The organism is Alteromonas mediterranea DE, assembly GCF_000020585.3.
Classification (GTDB): domain Bacteria; phylum Pseudomonadota; class Gammaproteobacteria; order Enterobacterales; family Alteromonadaceae; genus Alteromonas; species Alteromonas mediterranea.
In genome coordinates, this window is sequence record NC_011138.3 from 2,109,828 (window position 1) to 2,128,427 (window position 18,600).

Sequence of the window (18,600 nt, forward strand, 5' to 3'; positions counted from 1 at the left end):
GGTTATGCGAGGCTTATTTTTAGCAGTGTTCGCACTGCTTATTGTTGCGGGCGACAGTGGACGTTACATTCCTCAGTTAATAGCAAACGCCCTGAGCGTGATCCAGCCGATAAACGATAGCGAAGGGCTAACACCTGCCAGCTCATCCAATAACGAAGCCCCAAGTGTATCAACCCCTTTAGCCACTCAGACTGATGAAGCACTAGCGCTACTTTGGCTTGCGGCCAAACAAGGCAGCAAAGACGCTCAGGCTACATTACTCCAGCAGTTTGAAGCAGCATATAATGCCAAATTTTCCTCAACTCGCGGCATCGAGCAAGCTACCGCTACGTATTACTTAGAAAAGTTGGTAAATCTTGAAAATGCAGATGCTGCCTGGCTGCTTTACCAAATACTTGGCGAAGAGGGAGCATCGCAGCGCTTTATGCGTTTGGCGGCGCTAGGTGATGTGGCCGAAGCCCAGCTTGCTTTTGCAATGTCTACTGAGTCGCCAGAAAAGCGCGAGAAGTGGCTGGTTCGAGCGGCGTCGCAGCAATACTTACCTGCGCAAGCTGCATTGGCAGACTGGTACTTGCTACACGGCCAACAACATTTGGCCAAGCCACTTCTAGCGGCCACAGCGACATTAGATATGCAAAGCGCGTTTAAATATGCGCGATTGTTGTGGGATGAAGGTGAACATCAACAAGCGAAAGAACATTTTACGTTTGCTGCTAAACAAGGGCATGCGCAGGCTGAAAAGGCGTTAGAAGCTGTGCAACTTTACACGCCGTACACTTTAGGTCAGTTGGCAAGTCAGCCCACACCGCCAACGTGGTTAGATAACCCTGACTGTCTCCAGCGTATACAGCCATTTGCCACTAGCTTAGCTACCATTATGCGTGCTCACAGCCTTTATAGCTCGTTCAAAGCGGATACACGGCTTCAAGCGCTTTCAATATGTTTAGCTAAGCCTATCTGGCTTCAAGCCGATGCCCTTAACTGCCACCCGAATTACCAAAATACGGGGGCTTTAGGATGCAATATTACTCCTTTATCGAACATTGCTAAAAAGCATAAATTTAGTCACGCTGTTGTGGTTTCAGAGCAGGGGAAAGCCAACGTTCAAAATGGTGTAATGTATTTAGATATTAGCGATGCCTATTCCGTGTTTGTCCATGAGTTGGCACACTTTGCCGGTTTTGCTGATGAATATCCTATTGGGCGCAGTATGGCGAATAAGCTTTGTGACGAGGATGGCATTAGCGATTTTATGCCACCGAACCTGATCGTTGACTCTGAGTATTGGTACGCACCTCATAAAACGGTAGAGGGTTGGTTAGCAATAGACCCTAATACGATCATTGCGCGGGCCAAAACCTGCTCGGTACTGGGGAAAAACAGCTATAAACCCAGTCGCAGAATAACTTTTATGGAGCATCACGATAGCGGTGTCATACCGCCTCTCTATCTAGTGTTGTGGCAGCAGCAATTAGAAAAAGAAAACGCACAGCGACCAATTTCTATGAATTTCTTCCAAGCATTTCATCGCAATGGCAATCAGAAAGAAGCGGCTCATTGGTTGGCGGAATATGAAACCTTTAACGGGCAGTAGCCGTAAATTTGTACCTAACAAAGCTCAAAATTACTCTGCACTTACCTAATACAGGTGAGTGCAGAGCGTTTCAGATACAACGCAGTCTACTTATTGAGCGTGTGTTTAAGTTCTCGAACCCACATAGACGTAGCACCGCAAATCGCAACCGGCATGATAATAAAGTTGACGACAGGAATAAGCGAAAAGACATTCACCATCATACCAAAAGTCAGTGCCTTACCTTTGTGTTCGCCTAGGTGCAATCGCATGCGAGTGAAGTCGACCTTATGATTGTCGTAAGGGTAGTCGCAATACTGTATAGCCATCATCCACGCATTGAACAAAAACCACAGCACTTGCCCAATGATGGGTAAAAAGATGAAAAGCAGAAGGAAACCGATTGCCCGGGGGATGTACCAAATAAGCTTAGTGAGTTCTCTGCCTACGGTACGGGGGATGTCCTTTATAAGCGACATGACACCTTCATCACCTAAATCTTGACCGGTAAGATGGCGCTCAACTTTTTCAGAGAGTACGCCGTTAAACGGCGCGGCAATCCAGTTCGCGAGTGTGCCGAAAATAAGCGCGAATATTAACAAAACACTTATAACCGCCAAAGGCCACAAAAAGAAGCTAATGGCTGTTTTAATCCAACCGAGCCACTCTGGGACAAGGTCGATGACATAGGCAATGCCCATTTCAATTTGACCAAACAGAAAATAAAAGGCCACTGAAAATAGCACTAGATTTATAGTAAGGGGCACAAATACGAAACGCTTTAGCCCTTTCGTTTTGATAAGCGAAAAGCCTTCAAAGAAATAATGTACACCACCTGAACTCATTAGGACTCCTTTTGCGTTTTAAGTATTTACATGCTCTATCATACGCTTACTAGGTTGCGTATGCCTAACTTGCCGAAATGGTAATTGTTACAAGCTGTTAGATTTGGTAGAGTCGATGAATAATAACAAAAGAATCTTCCGTGTGATTGTATCATTTCTAACCCATCAGCTTTTTCGGCAGGTTTTTGTGCGATATCGCCTGCCAGCTCTGTCTCTCAGAGGGTTGATGCGTGCGGCTTAAAAAGATAAAGCTAGCTGGGTTTAAGTCCTTCGTAGAGCCAACCACTATCCCATTTCCAGGTGAAATGACGGCGATTGTAGGTCCCAACGGCTGCGGTAAGTCCAATGTTATAGACGCGGTACGTTGGGTGCTTGGTGAAAGCTCTGCCAAGAACCTTCGTGGTGATGCCATGACAGACGTCATTTTTAACGGTTCTTCTTCGCGTAAACCGGTGGGTCAGTGTAGTGTTGAATTAGTTTTCGACAATAGTGCGGGGCGCATTGCGGGCGAATTCGCCAATTATAACGAGTTGTCGGTGAAGCGCCTCGTGACGCGAGATGCTACCTCTACCTACTTTTTAAATGGCACTAAGTGTCGAAGGCGGGATGTAACTGACTTATTTTTAGGTACAGGACTTGGGCCGCGCTCGTACGCCATTATAGAGCAAGGTATGATCTCGCGGCTCATTGAGTCTAAGCCTCAAGAGCTTCGAGTGTTTATTGAAGAGGCTGCGGGCATATCGAAGTACAAAGAGCGCCGGCGAGAAACCGAAAACCGTATTAGACACACCCAGGATAATCTTGAGCGCTTGAATGATGTGCGCGACGAGTTAGGTAAGCAGTTGGAAAAGCTACAACGCCAAGCTGCCGCCGCAACACGTTATAAAACGCTCCGTGCACAGGCAAGAGAATTAAAAGGTCAGCTTGCTGCTATTCGCTTTCTAAAGAACAGCGAACACATAGAGACCTTGCAAAAACAACAGCAAGCTTTGCAGGTCGAGGTTGATGATTTAACAGCTCGGCTTCAGGGCGATGAAGCAGGGCTAGTGTCATACAAGAATAAGCAAGGCGAAACCAAGCAGGCAATTGACGACTTGCAACAGCAGTTGTTTTCAACAAGCAATGCGATAACTCGGCTAGAACAAAATGCACTTCACGCTAAACAGCGCAAAGCCCAAGTTGAGCAAGAGTTATCTCGTATAAATGAACAGCATGAATTGCTAAATCACTCTATCGCCGAGGCGCAAAAAGCGCTAGCCGTGTCAAATGATGCGCTTGATACTATCGAGCCTGAAATAGCGTTAAAAGAAGCCGAACTTGAACAAGCAAAAGAGCGCTTCGAGGATGCCGAGCAAGCACTTAGAGAGTTTAATATAAAAGCTCGAGAGCAAGAGCAAACCTACAATCAGCTTCGCCAAAACGTGCAGCAATGCCACAGTCAGATTCAGTCAACGATGAGCATGCAGCTTCGCACCTCTCAGCGCATTAGTGAATTAAACGATGAACTAACCCAATTAGATGATGAGGACTACGCGTTTCAGATAGCGCTTGTTGTTGGGCAAAGCGAAGAAATTAGTGCTCAGATTGACGAAGATAGCGACAAAATCATCAGTATTAGCGAATTGGAAAACGAACAAGAAAGCCTTGTTCAAGCACAACAATCAAAACTTCGCACAGTACAAGGTGAACTGCAAACCGCCCAATCAACCAAGTCTGCCTTAGAAGCACTTCAACAAGATGCCATGAGCAGCGAAGATATTGTTTTAGAAGGTGTTGAAAAATTATGGCAGCAATTTAGTTCAGGGGCTGCACTGGCACCGTGCGTTGAGTCTATTTTACAGCACGTAAAAGACCCCGTTGTCGCTAAATCCCACGGTATTTATGACTTGCTATCGCAAATAGAAAGCGTACCAAGTGGTGTGAAAGTGTTTACTGGTGAAGCGTTTGTAACTAACGCCAAGCCCGGCACGCTAGCAGACGCACTGTTGCGTGAAGAAGGTGCGCCCACACCAAATCGTCGCGTTCCTGCTTTTTTCAACGATATTTACCTTTGTGACGATGACAATGAACTTATACAGCTTATTGGTAATTGTACGTTACATAAAGAGGGAGATCAGGCAGGGAAGGCTCATAATGGGCCCGGTGAACTGCGAGGTAAGGAAAGCCAGGGTCGAGATAATTCGCGCATTAATGGTTGCGCCAGCGTCATCTCGCCAACTGGCTTGTGGGCAAGCAGTCAATGGGTGGTAAGACCGGGTAAAGCAAATGACGGTGCACTGCAGCGCGCCAACAAAATTCAGGCATTGAGCGAATCAATATTGGTTAGCGAAAGCGTGCTCGATGAAGTAAACATGTCTCTAAACGCTGCCCAGCATGCGTTAACCGCTACAAAAGCGCAAAAACAGGCGTTACAAAGCGCCTTGAGCGAAGAAGAAAATCAGCTTACACAATTTAAAAACAAGTTATCGCTACTTGAAATGCAGCAAGCGCAGCAGTCCACACGCGCGGAAAAGCTCAATCAAGAACTGAGTAAGCAAAAGCAAATGCTAGCGAAAGAAGAAGAACAACTCTCCCAGCTATCTGAAAAATTAGAGCTTCAAGAAGCGCAGATTTTAGAGCATGAAGTTCATATTGATGAGGTCAACAGTAAGCGAGAGTCTAACGAGCGAAATACCACCGAGTTAAGAGCCCGAGTTGATAACTTAACATCACAAAATCATGAGCTTGCATTAAAGAAGCAACAGCTAGAGAATCATCAGAATTTATACAGCCAACAGGTGTCTCGGAACCTTCAACAGCGTGACGAATACATTGAAAACAAAGACAGGCTAACAAAGGAACTTGCTCAGCTAACGTCGCCTCAAGAAATACAGGAAGCCGAGCTTCAAACACTATTAGAAACTAAAGCAGAGTTAGAGCAATTAAAAGCCTCTAAGCAACGGGCTTTGGAAGATATCGAGCAATGGCTGCGAGAAGCAGAGAAGGGCCACCAGTCCCTTGGCAAGGATATTCAAGCCCGGCAGACCAATATTGATAAACTAGCTATAGATATTGAGGGCTACCGCGTTCGGGCAAATACCATACTCGAGCAGCTTGATGAAACCAAACAGTCTTTAAAAACGATTTTGGAAACCTTGCCAGACGAGGCGAATGAAACGGGATGGCAAGATGAACTTGAGAAAACCCAAGCAAGTTTGCAGCGTCTAGGGGCGGTTAACCTTGCGGCCGTTGAAGAATACGAAACCCAGTCTCAGCGGAAACAGCATTTAGATACACAGCATCAGGACTTAACAGACGCGCTAGAGACACTGCAAAGTGCCATAAGAAAAATTGACAAAGAAACGCGCACGCGATTCTCAAATACCTTCGAGCAAGTTAACGAAGATTTAAAAATGCTATTCCCTAAAGTCTTTGGGGGGGGGGCAGCGTACCTTGCACTTACCGACGATGATTTGTTAGAAACGGGGGTGACGATTATGGCTCGTCCTCCTGGCAAGAAAAATAGTACGATTCACCTCTTAAGCGGTGGAGAAAAAGCATTAACCGCTTTATCATTGGTGTTTGCTATTTTCAGATTGAATCCAGCACCATTTTGTCTGCTGGATGAAGTAGATGCACCATTGGATGATGCAAATGTAGGGCGCTTTTGTAATTTAGTGTCAGAAATGTCACAAACAGTGCAGTTTATTTATATCACCCACAATAAAATAGCGATGGAAATGGCCAGTCACCTTACCGGTGTAACCATGGCGGAACCTGGGGTTTCACGCATGGTAGCGGTAGATGTAGACGAGGCAGTAGCCTTCGCAGAAGCATAACAAAGGGCGAAAGAAATTAAATGGAAGATCAATTACGTCTATTTTTACTCCTTGGGGGCACGGTTTTCATTATTGCCGTGTTAGCACATGGTATTTGGAAAATTCGTAAGAACAGCAAGCCTTCAGAAAAAGCGCGTGTTGAGCCACGGCAGTGGAGCGACATGGACGATGCCAACGACGATGACGTTGAAAATGAATTAAATAACGAACAAGAAGGCTTCGACGAGTTAGGGGTAGGCGCTGTAAGAGTGGTTAGTCATGCTAAAAGCGCTTCCGACGAGCCGGCTACGCCTCGTGACAAGCGCGCTATAGAAGAGACTGATAATGTGTTTGACACTAAGGAAGACGATATTGCTGCTGCTCACCATATAAACGCTAATAGTCAAAACAGTGAAGTAGACACCTCGGGCTTATCTAAAGATAGTAGTAGTGATACCAATGAAGACCTCGATGCGCCAGAAGCGCAACCAGAAGAGCCAAAGCTTTACGGTTCAGTGGTCACCAATCCGAAACCGCATATGTCAGGGCAAGCTCGCGCCCATGAGACGCCTGCACAGAGCGGGTCTAAAAAGGCTGGAGATAATGGCTTCCCTGAACCACCGGGTTTTCTGCTTCGTGAAGGAGAGAGTGATGACGCTGCGGGTGAAGGGCATTCCGAGAATACACAGTCAGCGCACATACATGAAAGTGGTAGAACTGATTCGGTGCACTCTGGGGAAAGCGTGCATTCGGATAATGAACAAGCCGTTCCATCTGAAGCGCAAAACACTACTCGAGTAACGGCTGCCGATGAGCCGCCGCGTACAGAAACAAAACGCGCCGCGCAAAAATTCTACGTAGATCCCACGCTAGAAGAGGAAGAACACCAACCCCACGCTGAATCGAGTAGTCAGCGCGACGTTGCCGACTTTAGTTTAGACGCGCCGCAAGAGTCTTTTGTCTCAAACAACGAGCAAGAAGAAAGCAGACAGCCTAAGCGTTTTTCTCGTTCAAAGCGAAACAAACCAGGTATTAAAAAGCGAGAAGAGCCAAATTTTGGTGATGATCAAATGCGCATTGATTTTGACACCAGTGAGGCAAGTGCATCTGATTATGAACGTGAAAGCTTTAGCGCAGATCATGATGCAAGCCGTTCGCAAAATACTGAGCGATCAAGTGCTAAAGGCGAGGCGAATACACCTCAACCTGAACAGGAAGTGTTAGTGTTGAACGTAAGAACGCCAGAAGGTGAACCAATTTTAGGTGCCGCGCTACTGCCTATGTTGCTTACTCTTGGCTTCAAGTTTGGCGATCAGGATATATTCCATCGACACGTTAACTCTAACGGCAAAGGCCCGGTATTATTCAGCCTTGCTAACATGTTTAAGCCCGGTGTTTTTGATATCGACAACCTTGAGAATTTTGAAACACAAGGTATCTCACTGTTTATGATATTGCCCATAGAGGGTGACCCGCATCAAGTGTTTAACATGATGCACAATGCAGCGCGAAAACTGGCTGATGAATTCGGCGCTCAGGTTTTAGATGGGCGTAGAAGCGTATTAACCAAACAGGGCCTGCAGCAATATGTTGAGAAAATTCGCGAATTTGAACGCAAACGCATGATTGCGCGTAGCTAGCCACCATTAAGCAGCTAAACGCGTTTAGCCTTCTTTGGCTTTAATAGTTGGCAGCGTTGTTAAAAAGGACTTGGCTTATACCCAAGTCCTTTTCTGTTAATAAGCGAAGTTTGGACATGCTTATTAATGGGCATTTTGGCTGAGTACTTTAAAGCCACGTTCAGTATACAGTAACCATTGGTTTGTTGACCTTTGCTATACATTGTTAAACTTTTAATTATTTAAATGGCGTGACCACAATTCCATGTCTGACACTTTAGAACAAGCTCGAAAAAAAGTTGCCGAACTGCGCAACACCTTAAACGAATATAACTACCAGTATTATGTATTGGACGATCCCTCAATACCCGACGCGGTATACGATAGGGATATGCAGTCACTTATTGCGCTTGAAAAACAGTATCCTTCTTTACAAAGCCCTAATTCCCCAAGTCAAAAAGTGGGGGGGGAGGCATTATCGGCATTTGAGCAAGTCACCCACGACGTGCCTATGCTTTCGCTTGATAATGCTTTCGATGAGGAATCTCTTCTTGCTTTTGAAAAGCGTCTCAAGGATAGATTAAAAGACACATCAAGTTTGCATTTCAGTTGCGAGCCTAAGTTAGATGGCCTTGCCGTAAGTATCCTTTATGAGAATGGTGAACTTGTTCGTGCGGCCACACGAGGTGACGGTCAAGTCGGTGAGAATATTACGGCGAATGTACGCACTATTTCTAACGTGCCGTTATGTTGCGCGGAGACGCTCACCCCGATCGCGTAGAAGTTCGCGGTGAAGTATTCATGCCTCGCGAGGGCTTTGCCAAGTTAAACGAACATCAGAAAAACGCCGGTGGTAAGGTGTTTGCCAATCCACGGAATGCCGCAGCGGGAAGTTTACGTCAGCTTGATTCAAAAATAACCGCTAAACGCCCGTTGATGTTTTATGCATACTCGCTAGGCGTAGTACAACCTGATAACTTTACGCTACCTACCACCCATAGCGAACGTCTCTCACAATTAGGTAAATGGGGGCTGCCCTTGTGCCCCGATATTGATACAGCTGAAGGTGGGCGAGGCTGTCTCGATTACTATCATCATATATTAGAAAAGCGTGACAACTTACCTTACGACATAGACGGCGTTGTCTTTAAAGTAAACCGTATTGATTTACAGGCTGCGCTAGGGTTTGTAGCACGTGCGCCAAGGTGGGCAATTGCACAAAAGTTTCCTGCCCAAGAAGAAGTGACTAAACTGCTTGATGTAGAGTTTCAGGTTGGCCGTACCGGTGCAATTACCCCTGTCGCAAGGCTTGAGCCCGTTTTTGTAGGCGGTGTAACTGTGTCAAATGCGACCTTGCACAACCAAGATGAGATTACTCGTTTAGGCGTTAAAGTGGGTGACACTGTGGTTATCCGCCGTGCAGGTGATGTTATTCCGCAGGTGGTATCTGTGGTTGATACAAAACGTACAGGCAGCGAAACCGACATAGCTTTTCCCAGTCAGTGCCCTGTGTGCGGCTCACAAGTAGAAAAGCTTGAAGATGAGGCGGTTGCCCGTTGTACGGGTGGGTTAATCTGTGCAGCGCAGCGCAAACAAGCGCTTAAACATTTTGCTTCTCGAAAGGCATTTGATATTGACGGTTTAGGGGACAAATTGGTCGATCAGCTAGTTGATGCCGATTTAGTTCATAGCCCTGCTGACTTCTTTACTCTATCACTTGGTGATGTAGTTGGTTTAGAACGCATGGCTGAAAAATCAGCGAGTAAGTTGTTATCCTCTCTAGAGGCATCTAAACAAACTACCTTAGCGAAGTTTCTATACGCACTTGGTATTCGAGAAGTAGGGGAAGCGACAGCAGCTAATTTAGCGGCGCACTTTGAAACCCTCGATGCAATTCGCGACGCGTCGATAGAGGCGCTGGTTGAAGTACAGGATGTGGGCGAGATAGTAGCAACACATATATTTAACTTCTTTAATGAGTCACACAATACTGATGTGATTGATGCGTTGTTAAAAGAAGGCATTAACTGGCCTGCGATTGAAAAACCTGACGCGGATAACTTACCGCTTGAGGGTAAAACCTGTGTGATCACCGGAACGCTTAGCGAAATGGGCCGCTCGGATGCTAAAGCGCGCTTACAACTCTTAGGGGCTAAAGTGGCGGGTTCGGTAAGTAAAAATACCGATTTTCTGGTTGCTGGAGAAAAGGCAGGCTCTAAATTGACGAAGGCCCAAGAGTTAGACGTTGAGGTGTGGGATGAAGCCAAACTTATTGCTTTTCTCGCAGAAAATGAGAAATAACGTGTCTTAGCTAACACCGTGAATTAGATAACACCATGAATTAAAAAGCACCGTGAATCAAAAAACGCCACTTCAAAAGTGGCGTTTTTATTTTTACGAATGACATTAAAGAAAAAGCACTCGGTTACATTTAAAAAAGAGCATTCCGCACGCTTGTAACATATCGCCTTTAGGCTTGTTGGTTACGCAACTGACGACGTCTCTCCCACGCTTTTTTGACTTGGAAGCGCCATACCCAATTTAGCGAAAAGTAACCCGCTAAGCCGAAGACCACTGAGCAAATACCACAGCCGACAAGAAACGCTGGGCCTATGGTGTTTATGCTTTCAACCACCCATTGCCAACTAAATTGAAATTCAAAATGCTCAGGTTTGGTCCCAAGTACAGTAGTGCCGACCTTGTACGCCCCATAGAATATAGGAGGAATGGTGAAAGGGTTTGTTACCCAAACGGTGGCCACTGACAAAGGTAAATTAGCCCGAAAGGGAATGGCTAAACCGGCAGATAACCACATTTGAAACGGCACAGGCCAAAAAGCGAAAAATAAGCCAATACCAAAAGCACCAGATGCTGAACGACGGTTTAAATGCCACAAATTTGGTTCGTGCAGAACGCTACCAAATATCTTTAAAGCTTTGTTTTGCTTAATACTTTGGTGGTCTGGCAAAAAACGTCGAATAAATTTCTTAGGCATAAATATCAATGCATCTCGAAAATAAAATCAAAAATGACAAAACGTGGGTTATTGCAACGTGCTTTGTGCACATGTCACGTTCACTAATTGTCAATTGCTACGTGATAACATGGTCAATCGTATCACAATTTGGTTAAGCTGTTTTTGCGCTGGCGCAATAAGTGCGGTTTTTTGGTACCGACTTCCCAGCGCAAACACCATGGCAGTGATGATTGCCATAAACGTTGTAGCAAGCACCATCCCTATGCTTTATCGACGTAAAAGTCGTGCGTGCCAACTCACTGCTTTCGAAGCACTGCTGTGTTGGATTATAAGTGGTCTGCTTACAGGTGTACTATGGGTGGCGAGTGTAGGGCATTTTTACTACGCTTGGCAACTTCCCGAAGGGAAAATTCAACAAGATGTCACAATTTCAGGCCAAGTTGTGTCAGGAGGCTGTGTTTCTTCGAACACAGACGCGGTTCAAGCTCACTATCAATACTTTGTTACCATTGAATTACTTAACAATGAGCGCACCGCTGCGTTTTTAAATAGGGTTCCGTTTTCAGCGTTTTTTAGTCAATACACGAGTTTTAACGCGCGGCTCTCGCATACCGTATATTCAGGCGCGCAAAACCAAAAACCAAGCTACATCTACCCACAGGGAAAAGCGTCGATAAATCTGCGTTCGAATGACCAAGGTAACCGGCAGCACGATATAAAAACGGTTGCCGGTGAAAAGGGCAGGAATAACATTAAGGCGCTAAAAAAACCGGCTACCTGTTTGCACAATGGTGACAGGTTTACTGCGGTAGTTAAGCTTAAGCCCGCTTACGGCACGGCCAACCCGGTTGGGTTTAATAGGCAGCAACAATTCGCGAGTAAATTCATCCATGTTACCGGGTACATCAAATCATTAGATAATAAAAAAACACAGCATAGTCATAATGAGCGATTTGGTTTAGGGAAAACCCTCGTGGGTTTAGGCCTTGATTATCAAAGGTGGTGGCTTGCCCTATTACTTGGCAATAAAACCGAATTAACTGATACCGACTGGGAGCAATTACAACGCACAGGAACTGGGCACTTGTTTAGCATTTCTGGCATGCACTTATCGATTATTGCTGGTGTTTGTCTGCTGATCATTAACCCCATAGTGCTTACCCTAGCAATGGTCGCTAGCGCGTTAGGGAACATTCACGCAATCTTTAAATTGCGTGTTTTAAGCCTGTTTAGCCCGCCACAAAGGGCAGCCTTGCTAAACAATACAGGCAATGATAGCACGCGTATTGGGGGGCAAGTACTCATCGCACCGGTAAGGTTAATAGTATTATCCTGCACTGTCTTTGCGTGTTTGTTGTATGCAGGGTTAAGCGGTAACGCGCTTCCTGTGGTGCGGGCTTTCATATTACTAGCCTTAGGCTGCTTGTTATCTGTTTGCCAATTGGCATGGCGGCCGTTGAACATTGGTGTCGCTATGCTTGCCCTTAGTCTGTTGATATTTCCTTTATCCATGTTAAGCGCTAGCTTTTACCTTAGCGTTGGGGCAGTGGGGTGTATATGGTTTCTTATCACCGTTTTTGGGTTACAGCGTAATGCTTGGTATGTTGTTTTGATAAAACTTCAGCTGGCGCTTACCTTCATTATGATGCCGTTAACGCTCATTTGGTTCGGGAGCGCTAGCTTCATCGCCCTTGTCGCCAACTTAATTGCCCTTCCTCTTGTGACACTTATACTTCCCATAGGCCTCCTGTCGTTATTGGCGATTCACTTTTTTGACAACACTGTTGTGGCGTTCTTAGGATCGCTCATACTTAAACAAAGTGACTATTTGTTTGGCTACTTACTCGAATATTTAGCCTATTTAAGCAAGTATGAACTTAGCCTTGTATACGCGCCTATAGAAAGTGGCTCAGCGCTATGTTTTTTAACGGCTATTGTCGTGACTTTCTTGCCGCCGTGGCGCTACAAAAACGTTTGCGCTGTGTTACTGTCGCTGCCTCTAATTGTTGAAGTCTGTTGGTGGGTATCGCCAAATGATAGTGCCTGGACGTTGCATGTACTCGACGCAGGGCAAGCCACCGCGCTAATGGTGACTAAAGGCAATAGAGCCATAATTATCGATTCAGGTGCGAAGTACAACGGTAAGGCCGTTACCGCCACACATGCTATGCTGCCTTTGCTAGATAAGCTTCACATACGTCATATTGACCATATTATTCATACACACAGTGATAACGACCACGCAGGAGGCGCAGATACTTTTAATACTCATCCTAACGCGCAACACGCTAAATGGTACTCACCTACGCGTGGCTGCGAGCGCGGCAAAACCTTTAACTGGCAGGGTTTGCACGTCGCCTTTCTTTGGCCGCTTAAAGGAAATAAGCAAAATACGAACGCCACTTCTTGCGTAGTGAGAATAGCTAACATTGCAGGAAGTGTGCTTATACCAGGGGATATTGAGAAAGAGAGCGAATATGCGTTGATAACGCGTGAACTAGAGAGTCAAACTAAGGCATTGCACGCAGATGTGCTGGTTGCGCCGCACCACGGAAGTAAAACGTCTTCTACGAACGTTTTTATTGAACAGGTTTCGCCTTCGGCTGTTATTTTTACGCAGGGGTATGAAAACCGCTGGCAGTTTCCGGCTCCAGTGGTGTTCGCACGTTACCAAGAAAACGGCGTAGCAACTTATCTAAGCAGTTTTCATGGATATATCAGCGCTACCTTTAAAGATAAAGGGGTTACAGTTAACACCCAGCGCGGTAATTACAAACGCCGTTGGTATTTAAAGGGCAGACCGCCTCGTCATTTACCCTCGTTCCGCTAGCGTGTTCTAACGCAAACGTATGTTGAGCCGTAATTTTTGTACCGCCGCTCATCCTTAATTGAAACACTTACCAAAGAACAACATTGTGTTGGTTTTATCGTTAGCCTTTAAATAGCAAATGAGTGACCACACATTAATCACTTAGATGGCAGACTAATCAATTTTGCCGCTATATTAGTGAATTAGAGAGAGAACGAGTACAATATCCGTAACGCGTTTTAGTTAACGTTTCAAACAGGTTAAAAAAACTACATGCAACAAGCCGACAACTCGGATTTTCAAATAAAGCGCTTTTTGAATTATCTCAAAGCGTACAAAGTCCCGTTCGTATTTGCCATTATCGGAATGATTGGTTATTCCGCTGTTGATACCTTTGTATTCGCTCAGCTCCAGCCAATGATTGATGAATCGCTAGGCAAGAACGATCACGATTACCTTCGTTTAGCTGCTTACGCCATTGTGCCGCTGTTTTTGCTTCGCGGCACGTTTAATTTTATGGGCAGTTACACGCTTAGCTGGATTGGTGCGCAGGTTGTCATGCGCATGCGACAACAGCTGTTTGACAAATATATTCATTTACCTGTGTCTTTTCACGACAATCATTCCGTGGGTGGGTTAATTAGTAAGGTTACTTACGATACCGAGCAGGTAGCTAATGCGTCGGGCAAAGCATTGCTCACCCTTGTCCGAGAAGGCGCTCTTGTTATCGGTCTGCTTTGCGTAATGTTTTATTACTCATGGCAATTGTCGTTAATTTTTCTTTTAATTGGCCCTGTGGTTGCTGTTATTGTCTCTTTCGTTAGCAAGCGTTTTCGTGTTGTGAGCAAAAACATACAGCACTCTATGGGTAACCTTACCTCGTCGGTCGAGCAGGCGGTGAAAGGGCATAAGGTAGTGATCATGTTTGGCGGTCAGGAAATAGAGCAAAACCGTTTTAAACAGAAAAACAACCACAATCGACAGCAAACCATGAAGCTTTCCGTCACATCAATCCTTAGTGTGTCGTCTATTCAAGTTATTGCGTCGATAGCGCTGGCGGTAGTGTTATACATTGCCAGTACGCCGGGCATGCTCGAAAAATTAACCGCGGGTGTGTTTATCAATGTGGTGTTTTGTATGGTAATGCTGTTGAAACCATTAAAACAGCTCACCACCATTAACAATCAATTTCAAAAGGGCATGGCTGCCTGCGCCAGCATCTTCGAAATACTCGATGAAGCTGATGAAGAAGACAGTGGCCGCACAAAAATAGAGCGTGCAACCGGTAAGATAGAATTTGATGACGTTACCTTTTCATACCCCGGCAAGCATACGCCGGCACTATCTAATGTTAGCTTTACGGCAAACCCAGGACAATCGGTTGCACTGGTTGGGCGTTCAGGAAGCGGAAAATCAACAATTTCATCGCTGCTTACGCGTTTTTATGTGCCGCAAGAGGGGCAGATACGTTTAGACGACATGCCGCTTAACGACGTAGACTTAAAAGCATTGCGCGCTCAATTCGCCGTGGTATCGCAAAATGTCACGCTGTTTAACGATACCATTGCTAATAATATTGCGTACGGTGCACGCCAAAACGTATCTCGCAAAGAAATTGAAAATGCGGCTAGAATGGCCCACGTAGAAGAGTTTCTTGCAAATTTACCGGATGGGTTAGACACGGTGATTGGTGAAAATGGTCTAATGCTTTCCGGCGGTCAGCGCCAGCGTATTGCCATTGCAAGGGCTATTTTGGCAGAAGCGCCCATACTTATTTTAGATGAAGCAACCTCGGCGCTAGACACCGAGTCGGAACGCTTAATTCAAGATGCCTTGGAAAAGCTACAAAAGCGTTGTACTAGTATTGTGGTGGCACACCGGCTTTCAACCATCGAGAATGCAGACTGTATTATGGTAGTTGAGCAGGGGCGTATTATTGAAAAAGGTAAGCATGATGAATTGCTTGAAAAAGGCGGTCATTATGCGCAGCTCCACGCACTTCAATTTGGTGAGACTAAGTGAGCCAACCACAAAGTAAAACCCTGCACGACAATTGGTATTTTGGCCATGGATTAGTATGGCTGCTCGCACCTTTTGCTCTGCTATTTTACTTTGTTTCGGCAATTCGACGTTTACTGTTTAAAGTGGGTGTGAAAAAAGTTTTCAAAGCCGAAGTACCCGTTATTGTAGTGGGTAATATTTCGGTGGGGGGAAACGGCAAGACACCCGTTGTGTTAGCTTTAGCCGATTATTACCAAAGTCACGGCATAAAAGTAGGCATTCTTAGTCGAGGTTATGGCGCTAAATCAGCGGTTTACCCCCGACGAGTAAACGGCGACGACAATGCCGCAGAGGTGGGGGATGAGCCTAGACTACTGGCTATTAGAAGCCAGTGTGATGTGGTTATTGACCCAAATCGCGCTCGCGGCGCCGCCTATTTAACTGAAGAATTACAATGTGAATTGATTATTTGCGACGACGGACTGCAGCACTATGCATTGCATCGTGACATTGAGCTTGTTGTTATGGACGATAGGAAAGTAGGGAGCGGTTATTTGCTTCCTATGGGCCCTTTGCGAGAGGGGCAGTGGCGTTTAAGCACCGTGGATGCGTTAATTCACAATAGCCGCTCCATGCCGACGTTTGACCATGCCGTCGCCCCGCAATTTTTAATGACACTGGTACCTGGCGATTTTACATCGGTATCTAACCGAGCAAAAACTTGTACGGTTGAAGAAATAAGAAATCAGGTACCGTGTAGTGCGATTGCTGGAATTGGCTCTCCCCAACGCTTTTTTAATCAGCTAAGAGATATGCAAATAACGTTATCACATACGCAGCCTTTGGCCGATCATCACGCGATGACACCTTCTGATATTCCACAAGGTACAGTCTTGATGACCGAAAAAGATGCAGTAAAGGCGGCGTCATTCGCTCATGAAGCATGTTGGTTTTTACCCGTCAGCGCTCATCTCGCCCCAGACTTTTTTAATTTAATAGACGTAAAACTTGCAAAAGCGGGTTTAACGTTTAACAAAACGGACAGGAATAATAACAATGGCATTTGATAAAAAGCTTTTAGAAGTCTTGGCTTGCCCCGTATGCAAGGGAAAGTTAGTACTAAACGAAGATATGACGCAATTGGTATGTCGGTTTGACCGCTTAGCCTTTGATATTAAGGACGGCATACCTGTTCTTATTGAGAGTAAAGCAACCGCTTTATCTTTAGATGAAGTCGACGCTACACGTTAATTCAGTTTTGTCTTCAGCGTCAGTTAAAAGCTTTGATTAAGGGCTAGAAAGATATGTCATTCACCGTTGTTATTCCCGCACGTTTCGGTTCAAGCCGCTTTCCAGGTAAGCCATTAGCGCTTATTGATGGAAAGCCCATGATTCAACACGTAGTAGAACGGGCTAAAGAGGCGGGCGCGGAAAGCATAATAGTGGCAACAGACGATGAACGTATTCAAAACGTTGTCGAAGGGTTTGCCCAAGTATGCATGACGTCTGTGGATCACCAGTCGGGCACAGAGCGCATAGCAGAAGTTATTCAAACGCAGAATATCTCTGGTGATACCATTGTAGTGAACGTCCAAGGGGACGAGCCATTTATTCCCGCTGAAAATATAAAACAGGTTGCGACTAATTTAGCTAACGCGCCTCAATGTCAAATGGCCACGCTTTCCACTCCGATTGTGAGTGTCGCGGATGTATTCAACCCAAACATAGTGAAAGTGTTGGTGAATGAAAAAGGGGAGTCTATCTACTTTTCACGCTCGCCCATTCCATTTGAACGAGACTATATGATGGCGAACCCAAACAAAGCGAATACGGCCCTTTATAATCGTCATATTGGGATTTACGCGTATCGCGCCGACTATGTAAACCAGTACGTTAATTACGCGCCCAGTGCTTTAGAACAAATCGAGTCACTCGAGCAACTTCGGGCTATTTGGTACGGTGATAAAATTCATTGTGAGGTAGCCGTAGCGCCACCACCTGTTGGAATTGATACACCGGAAGATCTGGAACGCCTTTTAGAGACTATATAAAAACCAGATGGCTTTTGGAAAATGGTTCACCACGGCGTATTGTCGGTTAAAAGCCATAAAAGGCGTCATAAAAAAGCGCTAGAATCGAGCATGCCGAACAGGCAAGAAATCTAAATAACGCATATACACAGTAACAAGGGAGTCGTAATGAACGTAGTTATTACGGGCGGTAATCGCGGCATAGGGCTTGCGCTTACCAAGCAATTTAAAGCACGTGGCGCAAAAGTCTATGCTACGTGTCGCAATAGTTGTGATGAGTTGAACTCTGCAGGCGTTACTATTATCAAAGGCGTCGATGTCTCTCAACCTGAAATGCTGGCAGAAAAACTCGCACCCCTAATGGATGTGAAAATTGATTTGCTCATTAATAACGCTGGGGTTCTGGGCAAAGAAAGCCTAGATGACTGGGACCCAAACACCATAGATTATCAGTTCCGTGTTAATGCCATGGGGCCGCTTCTTGTTTCCCAGACTCTCTTACCGGTGATGGCAGACAACAGTAAAATTGCGATGATCACAAGTCGTATGGGATCGATGGCTGATAATGGCTCTGGTGGTTATTATGGCTATCGCATGTCTAAAGCTGCGTTGAATGCAGCCTCCGTATCTTTGGCAAACGATCTAAAGCCAAGAGGGATTGCTGTAGGTATTTTTCACCCTGGGTTCGTGCAAACTGAAATGGTTAATGGTGCAGGCGATATTGATGCTGATACGTGTGCCGAACGTTTGTCGCAGCGTATTGATGAGCTTAACGTGGATAATGCAGGGCGCTTTATCCATTCAAATGGTGACGAGCTACCTTGGTAGTTTTCACGTTGATGACCCAGTAACCGAGGTATAAAAACCGAGGTATCAGGTATAAAGAGTAGATAAAATAAAACCCTATCGTGAATACGCCATCGATAGGGTTTCTAGACTAGCTTTAGCT

At 45.5% G+C, this 18,600-nt stretch carries 11 protein-coding genes and 1 pseudogene; 10 read left to right on the top strand and 2 right to left on the bottom strand.

The features are described from left to right. Positions 1-4: 4 nt before the first annotated feature. On the top strand, positions 5-1,594 hold the full coding sequence (locus MADE_RS09475; protein WP_012518335.1) for an SEL1-like repeat protein: 1,590 nt from the start codon (positions 5-7) through the stop codon (positions 1,592-1,594). Between the two features lie 86 nt (positions 1,595-1,680). Here MADE_RS09475 and cysZ read toward each other — a convergent pair whose 3' ends face one another. After that, positions 1,681-2,418 carry a sulfate transporter CysZ gene (gene cysZ, locus MADE_RS09480; RefSeq protein WP_012518336.1) on the bottom strand — a complete coding sequence of 246 codons (738 nt, stop codon included), beginning with the start codon at positions 2,416-2,418 and terminating at the stop codon, positions 1,681-1,683. Positions 2,419-2,648: 230 nt separating this feature from the next. On the opposite strand from cysZ, the gene MADE_RS09485 reads away from it, so the two are divergent. From MADE_RS09485 to ligA, 3 genes and pseudogenes are all read left to right on the top strand, one after another. Then, a complete protein-coding gene (locus tag MADE_RS09485; protein ID WP_012518337.1) occupies positions 2,649-6,236 on the top strand; it encodes a chromosome segregation protein SMC in 3,588 nt (1,195 codons plus the stop codon). 20 nt (positions 6,237-6,256) lie between these two features. Further along, positions 6,257-7,855, top strand: coding sequence for a cell division protein ZipA (gene zipA, locus MADE_RS09490; RefSeq protein WP_012518338.1), 1,599 nt, complete (start codon positions 6,257-6,259; stop codon positions 7,853-7,855). A gap of 244 nt (positions 7,856-8,099) precedes the next feature. Next, positions 8,100-10,135, top strand: a pseudogene (gene ligA / locus MADE_RS09495) (NAD-dependent DNA ligase LigA). Positions 10,136-10,304: 169 nt separating this feature from the next. Here the strand turns inward: ligA and MADE_RS09500 are convergent. Continuing rightward, positions 10,305-10,829, bottom strand: coding sequence for a DUF2062 domain-containing protein (locus MADE_RS09500; RefSeq protein ID WP_012518341.1), 525 nt, complete (start codon positions 10,827-10,829; stop codon positions 10,305-10,307). 109 nt (positions 10,830-10,938) lie between these two features. Between MADE_RS09500 and MADE_RS09505 the strand changes: the two genes are divergently transcribed. The 6 genes from MADE_RS09505 (at position 10,939) to MADE_RS09530 (ending at position 18,479) form a co-directional block, all read left to right on the top strand. Further along, positions 10,939-13,641 (top strand): DNA internalization-related competence protein ComEC/Rec2, encoded by a 2,703-nt coding sequence (locus MADE_RS09505; protein ID WP_023559701.1) that lies wholly within the window; start codon positions 10,939-10,941, stop codon positions 13,639-13,641. Between the two features lie 252 nt (positions 13,642-13,893). After that, positions 13,894-15,642: a lipid A export permease/ATP-binding protein MsbA gene (msbA, locus tag MADE_RS09510; RefSeq protein WP_015067198.1), complete on the top strand. Its 1,749-nt coding sequence runs from the start codon at positions 13,894-13,896 to the stop codon at positions 15,640-15,642. Beyond that, positions 15,639-16,688, top strand: a complete 1,050-nt coding sequence (gene lpxK, locus MADE_RS09515) for a tetraacyldisaccharide 4'-kinase (RefSeq protein WP_012518346.1) — start codon at positions 15,639-15,641, stop codon at positions 16,686-16,688. The genes msbA and lpxK overlap by 4 nt, the downstream gene beginning before the upstream one ends. Further along, positions 16,678-16,872 carry a Trm112 family protein gene (locus MADE_RS09520; RefSeq protein ID WP_012518347.1) on the top strand — a complete coding sequence of 65 codons (195 nt, stop codon included), beginning with the start codon at positions 16,678-16,680 and terminating at the stop codon, positions 16,870-16,872. The genes lpxK and MADE_RS09520 overlap by 11 nt, the downstream gene beginning before the upstream one ends. A gap of 53 nt (positions 16,873-16,925) precedes the next feature. Then, a complete protein-coding gene (kdsB, locus tag MADE_RS09525) occupies positions 16,926-17,672 on the top strand; it encodes a 3-deoxy-manno-octulosonate cytidylyltransferase (RefSeq protein ID WP_012518348.1) in 747 nt (248 codons plus the stop codon). 147 nt (positions 17,673-17,819) lie between these two features. Then, complete coding sequence (locus MADE_RS09530; protein ID WP_012518349.1) at positions 17,820-18,479, top strand: SDR family oxidoreductase; 660 nt, start codon at positions 17,820-17,822, stop codon at positions 18,477-18,479. Positions 18,480-18,600: the final 121 nt, after the last annotated feature.